The organism is Chryseobacterium turcicum (assembly GCF_021010565.1).
Classification (GTDB): domain Bacteria; phylum Bacteroidota; class Bacteroidia; order Flavobacteriales; family Weeksellaceae; genus Chryseobacterium; species Chryseobacterium turcicum.
Genome location: NZ_JAJNAY010000002.1, coordinates 868732 through 882623, shown reverse-complemented (window position 1 = coordinate 882623; position 13892 = coordinate 868732). Strand labels below are relative to the sequence as shown.

General features: G+C 34.6%; 21 protein-coding genes. 20 read left to right on the top strand and 1 reads right to left on the bottom strand.

The annotated features are described in order from the left end of the window. Positions 1-10 precede the first annotated feature (10 nt). From rplE to LO744_RS18700, 17 genes are all read left to right on the top strand, one after another. Positions 11-562, top strand: a complete 552-nt coding sequence (gene rplE / locus LO744_RS18780; protein ID WP_230672151.1) for a 50S ribosomal protein L5 — start codon at positions 11-13, stop codon at positions 560-562. 3 nt (positions 563-565) lie between these two features. Beyond that, positions 566-835 carry a 30S ribosomal protein S14 gene (rpsN, locus tag LO744_RS18775; RefSeq protein ID WP_047442254.1) on the top strand — a complete coding sequence of 90 codons (270 nt, stop codon included), beginning with the start codon at positions 566-568 and terminating at the stop codon, positions 833-835. 148 nt (positions 836-983) lie between these two features. Continuing rightward, positions 984-1382, top strand: a complete 399-nt coding sequence (gene rpsH, locus LO744_RS18770; protein ID WP_230672149.1) for a 30S ribosomal protein S8 — start codon at positions 984-986, stop codon at positions 1380-1382. A 17-nt stretch (positions 1383-1399) separates the two neighbouring features. Next, positions 1400-1945: a 50S ribosomal protein L6 gene (gene rplF / locus LO744_RS18765; RefSeq protein ID WP_230672147.1), complete on the top strand. Its 546-nt coding sequence runs from the start codon at positions 1400-1402 to the stop codon at positions 1943-1945. A 14-nt stretch (positions 1946-1959) separates the two neighbouring features. Further along, the gene (rplR, locus tag LO744_RS18760) at positions 1960-2313 is read left to right on the top strand and encodes a 50S ribosomal protein L18 (RefSeq protein ID WP_230672145.1); all 354 of its coding nucleotides are present in this window, start codon (positions 1960-1962) and stop codon (positions 2311-2313) included. An 18-nt stretch (positions 2314-2331) separates the two neighbouring features. Further along, positions 2332-2853, top strand: coding sequence for a 30S ribosomal protein S5 (gene rpsE / locus LO744_RS18755; protein WP_230672143.1), 522 nt, complete (start codon positions 2332-2334; stop codon positions 2851-2853). A 10-nt stretch (positions 2854-2863) separates the two neighbouring features. Further along, positions 2864-3040, top strand: coding sequence for a 50S ribosomal protein L30 (rpmD, locus tag LO744_RS18750; protein ID WP_047442249.1), 177 nt, complete (start codon positions 2864-2866; stop codon positions 3038-3040). Between the two features lie 19 nt (positions 3041-3059). Beyond that, positions 3060-3509: a 50S ribosomal protein L15 gene (gene rplO, locus LO744_RS18745; protein ID WP_230672141.1), complete on the top strand. Its 450-nt coding sequence runs from the start codon at positions 3060-3062 to the stop codon at positions 3507-3509. 9 nt (positions 3510-3518) lie between these two features. Next, complete coding sequence (gene secY / locus LO744_RS18740) at positions 3519-4898, top strand: preprotein translocase subunit SecY (protein ID WP_066679833.1); 1380 nt, start codon at positions 3519-3521, stop codon at positions 4896-4898. Between the two features lie 3 nt (positions 4899-4901). Next, the gene (gene infA / locus LO744_RS18735) at positions 4902-5117 is read left to right on the top strand and encodes a translation initiation factor IF-1 (RefSeq protein WP_055861802.1); all 216 of its coding nucleotides are present in this window, start codon (positions 4902-4904) and stop codon (positions 5115-5117) included. Positions 5118-5228: 111 nt separating this feature from the next. After that, a complete protein-coding gene (gene rpmJ / locus LO744_RS18730; protein ID WP_007839480.1) occupies positions 5229-5345 on the top strand; it encodes a 50S ribosomal protein L36 in 117 nt (38 codons plus the stop codon). A 3-nt stretch (positions 5346-5348) separates the two neighbouring features. Then, positions 5349-5726, top strand: a complete 378-nt coding sequence (rpsM, locus tag LO744_RS18725) for a 30S ribosomal protein S13 (RefSeq protein ID WP_034678036.1) — start codon at positions 5349-5351, stop codon at positions 5724-5726. 12 nt (positions 5727-5738) lie between these two features. Then, complete coding sequence (gene rpsK, locus LO744_RS18720) at positions 5739-6128, top strand: 30S ribosomal protein S11 (protein ID WP_066679832.1); 390 nt, start codon at positions 5739-5741, stop codon at positions 6126-6128. Between the two features lie 19 nt (positions 6129-6147). Beyond that, a complete protein-coding gene (gene rpsD / locus LO744_RS18715; protein ID WP_066679831.1) occupies positions 6148-6756 on the top strand; it encodes a 30S ribosomal protein S4 in 609 nt (202 codons plus the stop codon). Positions 6757-6789: 33 nt separating this feature from the next. Continuing rightward, a complete protein-coding gene (locus LO744_RS18710; protein ID WP_230672139.1) occupies positions 6790-7785 on the top strand; it encodes a DNA-directed RNA polymerase subunit alpha in 996 nt (331 codons plus the stop codon). 6 nt (positions 7786-7791) lie between these two features. Continuing rightward, a complete protein-coding gene (gene rplQ, locus LO744_RS18705) occupies positions 7792-8310 on the top strand; it encodes a 50S ribosomal protein L17 (RefSeq protein ID WP_066679829.1) in 519 nt (172 codons plus the stop codon). A 144-nt stretch (positions 8311-8454) separates the two neighbouring features. Continuing rightward, positions 8455-9273, top strand: coding sequence for a GLPGLI family protein (locus LO744_RS18700; protein WP_230672137.1), 819 nt, complete (start codon positions 8455-8457; stop codon positions 9271-9273). 95 nt (positions 9274-9368) lie between these two features. On the opposite strand, the gene LO744_RS18695 is transcribed toward LO744_RS18700, so the two are convergent. Further along, entirely contained in the window at positions 9369-9788 is a 420-nt protein-coding gene (locus LO744_RS18695; protein ID WP_230672135.1) for a hypothetical protein, read from the bottom strand. Positions 9789-9937: 149 nt separating this feature from the next. Here LO744_RS18695 and eno point away from each other — a divergent pair, with 149 nt between their 5' ends. The 3 genes from eno to LO744_RS18680 all read left to right on the top strand — a co-directional run bounded on the left by eno (position 9938) and on the right by LO744_RS18680 (position 13833). Continuing rightward, a complete protein-coding gene (gene eno, locus LO744_RS18690; RefSeq protein WP_230672133.1) occupies positions 9938-11230 on the top strand; it encodes a phosphopyruvate hydratase in 1293 nt (430 codons plus the stop codon). An 82-nt stretch (positions 11231-11312) separates the two neighbouring features. Beyond that, complete coding sequence (locus LO744_RS18685; RefSeq protein WP_230672131.1) at positions 11313-12599, top strand: citrate synthase; 1287 nt, start codon at positions 11313-11315, stop codon at positions 12597-12599. Positions 12600-12771: 172 nt separating this feature from the next. Beyond that, a complete protein-coding gene (locus LO744_RS18680; protein ID WP_230672129.1) occupies positions 12772-13833 on the top strand; it encodes a helix-turn-helix domain-containing protein in 1062 nt (353 codons plus the stop codon). Positions 13834-13892: the final 59 nt, after the last annotated feature.

Genomic DNA, 13892 nt, shown 5'->3' with positions numbered 1-13892 from the left:
TAAATAACACATGGAATTTATAGCAAGACCCAAAAAAGCATATAAAGAAACGATTATTCCTGCAATGATGGAAGAATTCGGATACAAGTCTGTAATGCAAGTACCAAGACTAGAGAAAATTATTTTATCTCAAGGTTTAGGTGATGCTACTGCAGATAAGAAAATCATTGATTATGCTGTAGAAGAACTTACAAATATCACAGGTCAAAAAGCTGTTGGTACTATCTCTAAGAAAGATGAAGCTGCTTTCAAATTAAGAAAAGGTATGCCTGTAGGGGCTAAGGTAACTCTTAGAGCTCACAAAATGTACGAATTCTTAGACAGATTAACTGCTTCAGCTTTACCACGTATCAGAGATTTTTCTGGTATCAAGGCTGATGGTTTCGACGGTAGAGGTAACTATAACTTAGGTATTACTGAGCAGATTATCTTCCCTGAGATCGTAATCGACAAAGTAAAGAAAATCCAAGGGATGGACATTACTTTCGTTACCACTGCGAAAACAGATAAAGAAGCTAAAGCATTATTAACTCACTTCGGTTTACCTTTCAAAAAGAACTAAGAGATGGCTAAAGAATCAATGAAAGCGCGTGAGCGCAAAAGAGAAGCTACTGTAGCTAAATACGCTGAAAAAAGAAAAGCTCTTAAAGAAGCTGGTGATTATGAAGGACTTCAGAAATTACCTAAAAATGCTTCTCCAGTAAGACTACACAACAGATGTAAACTTACTGGTAGACCAAGAGGATACATGAGAACGTTTGGTATTTCGAGAGTTACTTTCAGAGAAATGGCAAATAACGGTCTTATCCCGGGAGTTAAAAAAGCTAGTTGGTAATAACTACTAATTAAAAAATCGGGACAATTAAGTTGTCGAGATACTAAAGAAAAAAATATCAGACCTAAGATTTTCTGAAGTCTGATATTTTAATCTTCAAGTCTTTTCAAAACTGATTGTTCTTTAACCAATAATTTAAAACAAAGAAATGGTAACAGATCCAATTTCAGATTTCCTAACTAGAGTAAGGAACGCACAAAGCGCAGGCCACAAAGTGGTGGAAATTCCTGCATCGAAAATCAAAAAGGAGCTTACGAAAATCTTATTTGAACAAGGGTATATCTTAAACTTTAAGTTTGAAGAAAGCGCTGTTCAAGGGACGATCAAAATCGCTTTGAAGTATGACAAACAAACAAGCAAACCAGCTATCAAGTCTATCCAAAGAGCTTCTAGACCAGGTTTGAGACAGTACAAAGGTTCTACTGAACTTCCAAGAGTACTAAACGGTTTGGGTATTTCTATCATCTCTACTTCTAAAGGAGTAATGACTGACAAGAAAGCTAGAGAAGAGAAAGTAGGCGGTGAAGTAATCTGCTATGTTTATTAATTTTTAATCAAAGGAAAATGTCAAGAATTGGTAAAGCAATTATAACAATTCCAGCTGGTGTTACTGTCACTGAGAAAGAAGGTGTAGTAACTGTTAAAGGTCCTAAAGGAGAACTTTCTCAGGAGCTTACAGAAGGAATTACTTTAGAACAAAACGAAGGTACGTTAACTGTTAACAGACCATCAGATTCTAAACAACACAGAGCGCTTCATGGTTTATACAGAGCGCTAATCAATAACATGATTTTGGGAACTACTGAAGGTTTCTCAAAAAAGTTAGAACTAGTAGGGGTAGGATACAGAGCTTCACACACAGGTCAAAAACTTGAGTTAGCTTTAGGATTCTCTCACGGTATCGTTTTAGAACTTCCAAAAGAAGTGATTATCGAAACATTGACTGAAAAAGGTAAAAACCCAATTATTACTTTAACGTCTCATGACAAGCAACTTCTAGGAATGGTTTCTGCAAAGATTCGTTCTTTCAGAAAGCCTGAGCCATACAAAGGAAAAGGTGTAAGATTCGTAGGAGAAATTGTTAGACGTAAAGCTGGTAAATCTGCTTAATAAAATTTAAGAAAATGGCACTAAGTAAATTAGAAAAAAGAATAAGAATCAAAAGAAGAGTAAGAGGAAAAATCTCTGGGTCTTCTGTATTGCCAAGATTATCTGTATACAAGAGTAATAAGGAAATTTACGCTCAGTTAATCGACGATAAAGACGGTAAAACTTTAGCTTCAGCTTCTTCTAGAGAGAAAGGAGTAGACGCTAATGGAACAAAAAGTGAAGTTTCTGCTGCTGTAGGTAAAGCAATCGCTGCCAAAGCACTTGCTGCAGGAATTGAAACTATTGTATTTGATAGAAACGGATTCGTATATCACGGTAGAGTAAAAGCTCTAGCTGATGGCGCGAGAGAAGGAGGACTTAAATTCTAATCATTAAATTTCGGAAATATGTTAGGACTAGATAATATAGAAAGAGTAAAACCGGGAGGATTAGAACTTAAAGATCGTCTCGTTTCAGTAAATAGAGTTACTAAAGTAACTAAAGGGGGTAGAGCTTTCGGATTTTCTGCAATTGTTGTAGTAGGAGACGAAGCTGGAACTATCGGTTTTGGTTTAGGAAAATCTAAGGAAGTTGCTTCTGCTATTGCTAAGGCTGTAGAAGATGCTAAGAAAAACTTAGTAAAAGTTCCTGTAATGAACCATACGATCCCTCACCAAAGTACTGCTAGATATGGTGGTGCTGATATCTTCTTGAGACCTGCTTCTCATGGTACAGGTCTTATCGCAGGTGGTGCGGTAAGAGCGGTATTAGAATCTGCTGGTATTCACGATATCCTTTCAAAATCTAAAGGATCTTCAAACCCTCACAATGTTGTAAAGGCAACTTTCAAAGCATTGTTAGACATCAGAAGACCAGAAGAAATTGCAAGAATGAGAGGAGTTTCTCTAAGTAAAGTGTTTAACGGTTAATAATAAAGCAATGGCAACAATTAAAGTAAAGCAAGTAAGAAGCGCTATTGGTAGAACAAAAACCCAAAAGAGAACGCTTGAAGCATTAGGATTTAAGAAACTTCACCAAGTTATAGAGCACGAAGCTACACCTTCTATTTTAGGAATGATAGCTGCAGTTAGTCACTTACTTGAAGTTCAAAAATAATTTTTAAAATAATTTTAAAATGAATTTAAACAACATAAGACCTGCAGCAGGTTCTACTTTTAGTTCAAAAAGAATTGGTAGAGGACAAGGTAGTGGAAAAGGCGGTACAGCTGGGAAAGGTCACAATGGTCAGCAAGCTAGAGCTGGTTATTCTCAAAAAATCGGTTTCGAAGGGGGTCAAATGCCTTTGCAAAGAAGATTACCTAAATTCGGTTTCAAAAACGTAAACAGAAAAGAATATAGAGCGATCAACCTTGATGATATCCAAATTTTAATTGAAAATAAATCTGTAACAGGAGATATTACAAAAGAAATTTTGGTTCAGCACGGTCTGGCATCTAAAAATGAATTAGTGAAAATTATGGGGAGAGGAGAATTGAAATCTTCGGTTTCAATTACTGCTGACAAATTCACTAAATCTGCTGAAGAGCTTATTGCTAAAGCAGGTGGAAAAGCAATTACCTTATAATAATTACTAATGAAAGAATTTATACAAACCCTTAAGAATATTTGGAGCCTTAAAGAATTGAGAGACAAAATTCTCTTTACTTTAGGTATTATCCTTGTGTATAGATTCGCATCTTTCATCTCTCTTCCCGCAATTAACCTTGCAGAAGTAGGAGATCTCTTAGAGCATTATAAAAATCAAGGCGGTAACAAGCAAGGAGCAGGTCTCCTTGGCTTGCTTTCGTCGTTTACGGGAGGAGCTTTCAGCCACGCTTCCGTAATGGCGTTAGGTATCATGCCTTATATTTCTGCTTCTATTATTGTTCAGTTGATGGGGATGGCAATTCCTTATCTTCAGAAACTTCAAAAAGACGGTGAGTCTGGTAGAAACACATTGAATCAAATTACTAGATGGTTAACAATTGGGGTTTGTCTTGTACAAGCACCTTCTTACTTAACTTCTATTACTCAATTATTCTTACCTTATGCTCAGTTCCAGTCTGCATATTTTGTAGATCCAAACTCTATTATGTTCTGGTTACCAAGTATTGTTATCTTGGTAGGTGGTTCTGTATTTGCAATGTGGTTAGGTGAAAAAATTACCGATAAAGGTATTGGAAATGGTATTTCTATCCTTATTATGGTAGGTATTTTATCTAGATTACCAGAAGCATTTGTACAAGAAATCGCTGTGCAGAACGGAAAAGGAGGTTTAGGTTCTATCATGATTATGATTGAAGTAATATTCTGGATGTTGGTGGTTCTTTTAGCAGTAGTACTATCTGTTGCAGTAAGGAAAATCCCTATTCAGTATGTAAGCAGAGCTCAAGCAAGGGGAGGTGTAAATAGAAATCTAATGCAAGGAGCAAGACAGTGGATTCCTCTAAAAGTAAACGCAGCCGGTGTAATGCCGATTATCTTTGCTCAGGCATTGATGTTCGTACCTGGTTTGTTAACTAAAGTAGACGAGTCTAATACTTTTCTTGCAGGTTTCAAAAACGTTTTTAGCTGGCAATATAATGTATTGTTTGCGCTATTGATTATTATCTTTTCATTTTTCTATACCGCAATTACAATTCCGGTAAACCAAATGGCCGATGATCTTAAGAGAAATGGAGGTTTGGTACCTAAAGTAAGACCCGGTAAAGAGACTGCTGATTATCTAGATGATATTTTATCAAAAATTACTTTGCCAGGTGCAATATTTTTATCTATCTTTGCAGTCCTTCCGGCAATTGTGCATGGGAGTCTTGTTCAGACAGATGCGTTCGCCCTATTTTTTGGGGGAACTTCGTTGCTAATTATGGTTGGAGTAGTATTAGATACTGTTCAACAGATTAACACTTATCTGCTGAATCATCATTATGATGGCTTAATGCAGTCTAAATTATCAAGATCGACTGGATATTAATTTATGGCAAAACAAAAACATATTGAACAGGATGGCGTTATAACGGAAGCACTTTCGAACGCTCAGTTCCGCGTAGAACTAGAAAATGGGCATGTACTTATTGCTCATATCTCTGGTAAAATGCGTATGCATTATATTAAACTATTACCTGGTGATAAGGTAAAATTAGAAATGTCTCCTTACGATCTTACGAAGGGGAGAATTACATTTAGATATTAAACAAATGCCAAATGGGATCTTCGGGTCCCCATTTGGCCCTTGTTAAAAATGAATATTTTCAAATGAAATCACTGATTGCATTTGACTAGTAAAAAAAACAAAAATTTTCAAATGAAAGTTAGAGCATCAATTAAAAAAAGAAGTGCTGATTGCAAAATTGTACGCAGAAAAGGTGTACTATTTGTAATCAACAAGAAAAACCCCAAATTTAAACAAAGACAAGGCTAAATTATGGCGAGAATTTCAGGTATTGATTTACCAAAAAACAAAAGAGGTGTTATCGGTTTAACTTATATTTATGGAGTTGGAAGAAGTACTTCTTCTGAAATCCTTAAGGCTGCCGGTATCAGCGAAGACAAGAAAGTCAACGAATGGAATGACGATGAATTGGCTGCAATCAGAACGTATATCTCAGAAAACATTAAAGTGGAGGGAGAGCTTAGATCTGAAGTGCAATTGAACATTAAGCGATTAATGGACATAGGATGCCAACGAGGAATACGTCACAGACTAGGACTACCTTTAAGAGGCCAGAGAACGAAAAACAACTCGAGAACCCGTAAAGGAAAGAGAAAAACAGTTGCTAACAAGAAAAAAGCAAGTAAATAATCGTTAGGAATTATGGCAAAACAAACTAAAGTAGTTAAAAAAAGAAAAGTAAAAGTTGAGGCTATTGGTGAAGCGCATATTCAAGCTTCTTTCAATAACATCATCATTTCTTTAACAAATAAAAGCGGAGAGGTTATCTCTTGGGCATCTGCCGGTAAAATGGGGTTCAGAGGTTCTAAAAAGAACACTCCTTTTGCTGCTCAAATGGCAGCAGAAAATTGCTCTACTGTAGCTCACGAAGCGGGTCTTAGAAGAGTAAAGGTGTATGTGAAAGGTCCTGGTGCAGGTAGAGAGTCTGCTATCAGAACAATTCACAATTCAGGTATCGAAGTTAGCGAAATTATTGACGTTACTCCAATGCCACACAATGGATGTAGACCACCGAAAAGAAGAAGAGTTTAATTTTTAGAATTTACCCATTATGGCAAGATATATTGGACCTAAAACTAAGATTGCTAGAAAGTTTGGTGCTGCAATCTACGGAGATGATAAAAACTTCGAGAAAAGAAAAAACCAACCGCCAGGACAACATGGCGTTAACAAAAGAAGAGGAGCAAAGAAATCAGAATATGCTGTCCAGTTAATGGAAAAGCAAAAAGCTAAATATACTTACGGTATTTTAGAAAGACAATTTGCAAACTTGTTTGAAAAAGCACACAGAAGTAAAGGGGTAACAGGGGAAGTCCTATTACAACTTTGCGAATCAAGATTGGATAACGTTGTTTACAGATTAGGTTTTGCTAAAACTAGATCTGGAGCAAGACAGTTAACTTCTCACAGACACATTACTGTGAATGGTGAGATCCTTAACATTCCATCTTATTTAGTGAAAGCTGGTGATGTAATCGCTGTAAGAGAAAAATCTAAGTCTCTTGAAGTTGTTGCTGATGCTTTGGCATCAAAAGCAAATTATGAGTGGTTACAGTTCAATGACGAGAAAAAAGAAGGTACCTTCATTTCTGCTCCTGAAAGAATCCAAATTCCGGAAGACATCAAGGAACAGCTTATCGTCGAACTTTACTCTAAATAATTTTTTAATCAAATTTTTGCTCAACCCAATAATATGGCAATTTTACAATTCATAAAACCCGATAAAGTAATTCTACTTAACTCTGATGAATTTAAAGGTCAATTCGAATTTCGACCTCTAGAACCAGGTTTCGGGCTTACAATCGGTAATGCTTTGAGAAGAGTGTTGCTTTCTTCTCTGGAAGGATACGCTATTTCATCTATCAAAATAGAAGGTGTAGAGCACGAATTTTCAACTATCCCAGGAGTAATTGAAGACGTTACCGAAATTATTCTTAACCTTAAGCAAGTAAGACTTAAAGCTACAGCAGAAAACCAAGTGTCAGAGCAGGTTATCGCTAAAGTTTCTGGTCAAACTGTGATTACTGCTGGAGACTTAGGACAGTCTATCAACGGATTTGAAATCTTGAATCCAGAATTGATGATATGTAACCTAAACTCGGATGTCACTTTTGAAATTACGTTCAACATAGAAAAGGGAAGAGGGTATGTTCCTTCCGAACAAAATAAGTCAAACAATGCTCCTGTAGGAACTATTGCTATTGACTCTATATTTACGCCGATCAAAAAAGTACAGTATAGTATTGAAAATTACCGTGTAGAGCAAAAAACAGACTACGAAAAACTTGTATTAGATATAGAAACTGATGGCTCTATAAGCCCTCAGAATGCTTTAACTGAAGCTTCTAAGATATTAATTTATCACTTCATGTTGTTCTCTGATGAGAGAATCACTTTGGAGACTGAAGCTGTGAAAGCATCTATCCAATACGATGAAGAAACTCTTCACACAAGACAACTACTTAAGTCTAAATTAGCAGATATGGATCTTTCTGTAAGAGCCCTAAACTGTCTAAAAGCAGCTGAAGTAGAAACTCTAGGTGAGCTTGTTTCTTACAGTAAGTCTGATTTGATGAAATTCAGAAATTTTGGTAAAAAATCTTTGACAGAACTAGAAGAATTGGTGCATTCAAAAGGTCTTAACTTCGGTTTTGACGTTGCAAAATATAAATTAGACGCTGATAATTAAATAATAATGAGACACGGTAAAAAATTCAATCACTTAGGAAGAACTTCTTCTCACAGAAGCGCGTTACTTTCTAATATGGCTTGTTCTCTAATTGAGCATAAGAGAATCAACACTACTGTAGCTAAAGCTAAAGCTTTAAGAGTATATGTTGAGCCTCTATTAACAAAGGCAAAAGAAGATACTACACACAATAGAAGAATTGTTTTTTCATATCTTCAAAGTAAAGAGGCTGTTACTGAACTTTTCAGATCAGTAGCTCCTAAAATCGCAGAAAGAAACGGAGGTTACACAAGAATCATCAAAACTGGTTTCAGAAAAGGTGATGCTGCTGACATGGCTCTTATCGAGCTTGTTGATTTCAACGAACTTTACAATCCTAATGCTGAGGAGAAAAAGACGACAAGAAGAAGTAGAAGATCTACTACTGCAAAAGTAGCTGTTGAAGCTGCTCCTGTAGCAGAAGAAAAAGTTGAAGAAGCTAAAGCTGAATCAACTGATTCTACTGAAGAAAAAGCTGGAGAATAATATTCATTCAGATATATAAAAAAAAAAACCGTTCAGATTTCTGAACGGTTTTTTTGTGGAAAAAACTTAAAACCTTCATTTTTTCGAATATTTTAATGTAAGTTTCAATGTTTTTTAAACTAATTTTAAAAATGGTATCAATTAATGTATAAATATTTTTTGTTTTTTCTGTTTTTTATTCAATATTCTTACTCACAGGATTATAGAGTAATGTATGATTTTAGTTATAAACTAGATTCATTGAATCCCAATAGTGATCATATTGAAATGGTGCTTGATATAGATAAAGATGACTCGAAGTTTTATTATAAAAAATTAATCATATTAGATTCTTTGGTAAGAAGTGGTGCTATACTATCTTATGGTTTTCCTATACAGCAGGTAATAAAAAGAAAAATAGGTTCTTTTGAAAATGAAAATTTTGTGAATGTAGGAGATAAATATTATAATTATATTTCTTCGGATGAGATTAATTGGAAAATACGATCGGATGTAAAACTCTTAAACAATTACAAAGTACAAAAAGCAGAAGCTATTTGGGGAGGTCGAAAATGGATTGCTTGGTTTTCTCTCGAAATACCCGTTTCGGAAGGACCTTATAAGTTTAGAGGATTGCCAGGATTAATTTTTGAAGTAAAAGATTCCAATAATAATTTTAATTATACATTAGTTTCGCTTAACAAAATGCTATCAGCGTTTGATACTTCTAATGTTGTTGAATCTAATTTAGGGTTAAATCCAATATTGATTACGTTAAAACAATATCAGAAATTATTGATAGATAACTACAATAATCCTTTCAGCGAATATTATACAATGAAAGCTGGAACTTGGGGATTAACTATTTTTGATAAAGAAATTAACAGCGTAGAAGGGCTGAAAAGTATTAAAAAAGATTACCAGCTCAAGATTATCAATAATTATAATCCTATAGAACTAGATAAGGCCGTTAAATATAAATAGGAAGTAAAAATTGAAATTTCATATAAACTCTGTGCTGACTTTAATTCTTTCAGATATAAAAGAACCGTTCAAATTTTGAACGGTTCTTTTATGTTTTAGATTTTTGTTCTTTCCAATTCGATAATGTTATTACCTTGATGGATGATTAGGCTATCTCCTTTTACGGTAGCCGTCATATCATCTTTTTTATAAATTGTTTCATGTACTTTGGCTTCAGATTTTTCTAGTACAAAAGTTTTATTGTTATTGGTGATAGAAACAGTTCTGTTTTTAGGGTCATAATTGAAAACTACTTTTACCAAAGACTTGTCAGTCGCTTTGTAAACGAAATCTGTCTTTATGCTTTTATTACCTTCGATGTCGGTTTTGTAAGCAATCGTAGAATCTTGTGCTCCGTTATCAGCAAGAACTTCTGTGGGTGCTGGATCAGCTTTTATAACCTCTTTTTTTCCTTCTTTATTGCAAGCAATCATTAAAGTTGAAATTATAGTGACTGTAATAATTTTTTTAATCATATTATTTTAAATTTATCGGTTGTAGTGCGTATTGTTAGCAATGTAAAATTAACTAAAATTTAACTCATATTTCAAGAAAAGAGGTTGCTAATTAAGCGAAAAAAGTTAATTTTTGAGTAAATTTGTATAAACTATAAAATAGATAAAAAATGAGTTACATTTCTTACATAGAAGCGAGACAAATTTTGGATTCAAGAGGAAATCCTACAGTTGAAGTTGATGTATTTACGGAAGGTGGTGCGATGGGTCGTGCTGCTGTTCCTTCAGGTGCATCTACAGGAGAGCATGAGGCAGTTGAATTGCGTGATGGCGGTTCAGAATGGATGGGGAAAGGTGTTTCTAAAGCTGTAGAAAATGTAAGAGAAGTAATAGCACCCGAATTGGTGGGTCTTCCTGTTTTTGATCAAAATCTTATCGATCAGATTATGATTGAGCTAGATGGTACAAACAATAAAGGAAATTTAGGAGCAAATGCTATTCTTGGTGTTTCTTTGGCTGCTGCAAAAGCTGCTGCTGCTGAGCTAAAAATGCCTTTATACAAATATGTAGGTGGTGTTAATGCAAATACACTTCCTGTTCCGATGATGAATGTAATCAATGGAGGTTCTCACTCTGATGCTCCGATTGCTTTCCAAGAATTTATGGTAATGCCGGTAAAAGCAGATTCTTTCTCTCACGCGTTGAGAAAAGGAACTGAGATTTTCCACAGCCTAAAATCTATTCTTCATTCTAGAGGTCTTTCTACTGCAGTAGGTGACGAAGGTGGTTTTGCACCAACTTTCAAAGGAACTGAAGATGCATTAGATACTTTACTTCAGGCAATTGAAAAAGCAGGATATAAGCCAGGTGATGATGTAATGATTGCATTAGATTGTGCCGCTTCAGAATTCTACAAAGACGGAATTTACGATTACAGAAAATTCCAGACTGCAGATGCACCTCAGTTCTCAAGCAGCGAGCAGGTTTCTTACCTTGCTGAGCTGGCAAATAAATATCCAATTATCTCTATCGAAGATGGGATGCATGAAAATGACTGGGAAGGTTGGAAAATGTTAACCGACAAAATCGGTGACAGAGTACAATTGGTAGGTGACGATTTATTCGTAACCAATGTTGAGAGATTATCTAGAGGAGTAAAAGAAGGTATTGCTAATTCAATCTTGGTAAAAGTAAACCAAATTGGTTCTCTTTCTGAAACAATGGATGCAGTACAAATGGCTCAGCACAACAGGTTTACATCAGTAATGTCTCACAGATCTGGTGAAACTGAAGATTCTACTATTGCAGATTTAGCAGTTGCAATGAACTGTGGTCAAATCAAAACAGGTTCGGCTTCAAGATCAGATAGAATGGCAAAATATAACCAACTATTAAGAATTGAAGAAGCTTTAGGAGATACTGCTTATTTCCCAGGTTTAGATGCTTTCAAAATAAATAGATAAATTAGATAAAAAAAACAGCAAACTTTTTTGGTATTGCTGTTTTTTGTGTATTTTTAAGAAATTTAAATTAAAATATTATATAATGTCAGACAACAAAGTTATATTGAATTATGACGGTAATTCGTATGAATATCCTATCGTAGATAGTACAATCGGAGACAGAGGAATAGATATTTCAAAATTAAGAGACCAAACAGGTCTTATTACCTTAGATTTAGGGTACAAAAACACAGGTGCTACAGTAAGCGAGATTACTTATCTTGATGGTGATCAAGGAGAATTGTATTACAGAGGATATCCTATTGAGCAAATCGCTGAGAAATCAAACTTTACCGAGGTAATGTATCTTTTATTACACGGTGAATTGCCTACAGAAGATCAGTTGAATACCTTCAATGGTAACATCAAAAAATATAACTTCGTAGCAGAGGAGATGAAAAAAATCATCGATGCTTTCCCTCGTTCTGCTCACCCAATGGGAGTTTTATCTACTCTTACTTCTGCCTTAACAGCATTTAACCCTAAATCTGTTAATGTACAGTCTAAAGAAGAGATGGATCTTGCTGCAGAATTGTTGATTGCTAAATTTGCTCACCTTGCAGCTTGGACGTACAGAAAAACTCTAGGTTTACCATTAAACCACGGAGATAACAGCCTTGATTATGTAGAAAACTTCTATAAAATGGCTTTCAGATTACCAAACGAAGAGTTTGTAATCAACCCGGTGGTAACTGCTGCTTTAAATAAATTGTTAATCCTTCACGCTGATCACGAGCAAAACTGTTCTACATCTACTGTAAGAATGGTAGGTTCTGCTCATACAGGTCTTTTTGCTTCAGTTTCTGCAGGTATTTCTGCACTTTGGGGGCCACTTCACGGTGGTGCAAACCAAGCGGTAATCGAAATGCTTGAATTAATCGAAAAAGACGGTGGAGATGTTAACAAATGGGTAGCTAAAGCGAAAGATAAAAACGATAGCTTCCGTTTGATGGGATTCGGACACAGAGTATACAAAAACTTTGACCCAAGAGCAAAAATCATCAAAAAAGCGGCAGACGACTTGTTAGCAGCTTTAGGAATTGAAGACAAAGCGCTTGATATTGCAATGCAGTTAGAAAAAGTAGCATTGGAAGACGAATACTTCATCGAAAGAAAATTATATCCAAACGTAGATTTCTATTCAGGAATCATCTACAGAGCATTAGGAATTCCTACAGAAATGTTTACAGTAATGTTTGCATTGGGAAGACTTCCAGGATGGATTGCTCAATGGAAAGAAATGAGAATGACAGGAGATCCAATCGGAAGACCAAGACAGGTTTACCAAGGAGCTCAAAAAAGAGATTATATCGATATTGCAAACAGATAATATTGTTTTCTCAACTATATATAAATCCCAAAGTTTTTGCTTTGGGATTTTTTTTGTTTTAAATGATATAATCGATAATAAAATATACCTTAGGGATAATATTTTACAATATTATCTAAATTTTAATATAAGAAATGTATTAAATTTACGATTCATAAAACGATACTAAACAATGAGTTTCGAACAACAAATGTTATTTTTTTTTAGCGTAATAGGAGCTTTTAATGGGCTTCTGCTGGGGATTTATCTGTTGTTTGTAAAAAAATTGAAACATATCCCAGATTTCTTCTTAGGTTTAATTTTATTAACATTAAGCATTCGTGTAGGAATTTCTGTATGTACTTATTTTTATCCGGATTGGCCTAGAATTATTCCACATATGGGCTTATCGTCACTGTTTTTTACGGGCCCAGCTTTGTATTATTATGTTCGCTCTTCTTTTTTACAAGAGCAGTTTAATCTTAAAAATGCTGGAAATGCTTTTGGTATTCTGACACTGATTCTTGGAGCAGTCGGTCTTTTGTATTTAATTTTTCCTATTACTTGGAATGAAAATTTTGCCAGATTTATTTATGGAATTTGGACGATTTTCATTTTTCTATCGGTTTATGAATATTTTATTCTTTCAAAAAAAGTGGGTAAGAAGCCTGCTCAATTTATTCTTCCAGTTTTAGCAAGTAATGTGATGATCTTTTTAGCATATCAACTGATGTCTACAGGATTGATTCAAGTGTATTGTGCGGGTGGAAGTCTTGTGTTTTCTTTGCTTCTGTATGGAAATGTTTTGATTTTATTCAACAAAAAAAATAAATCAGTTACAGTAAAAGAAGAAAGTAAATATTCTAATAAAAAAATACCTAATCAACAGGCTGAAAACTTTGTTTCAAAATTAGAAAGGTTGATGAATAGGGAAGAACTTTATAAAAATCCGAATTTGAAATTAAGTGATTTAGCTTTGAAAATGAATATTTCTACCCATCAGCTTTCACAATTATTAAATGATAATTTGGGTAAAAGTTTTTCTACATACATTAATGAATATAGAATCAACGAGGCCTGTGAAAAAATTGAAAATGGATCTTATCTGAAAATTGAGGAGATAGGATATGAAGTGGGATTCAATTCTAAATCTACTTTCTTTTCTACTTTCAAGAAAATCATGAGTACAACACCATTATTGTATAAGCAATCCCAAATCCCTTCTGATACAGGGTTTCAAAGTTCAAATTTATAATTTAGGACTTCGGAATTTAAACTTCAAAACCTGTTTTTCATCGATGTCTAATACTTTTG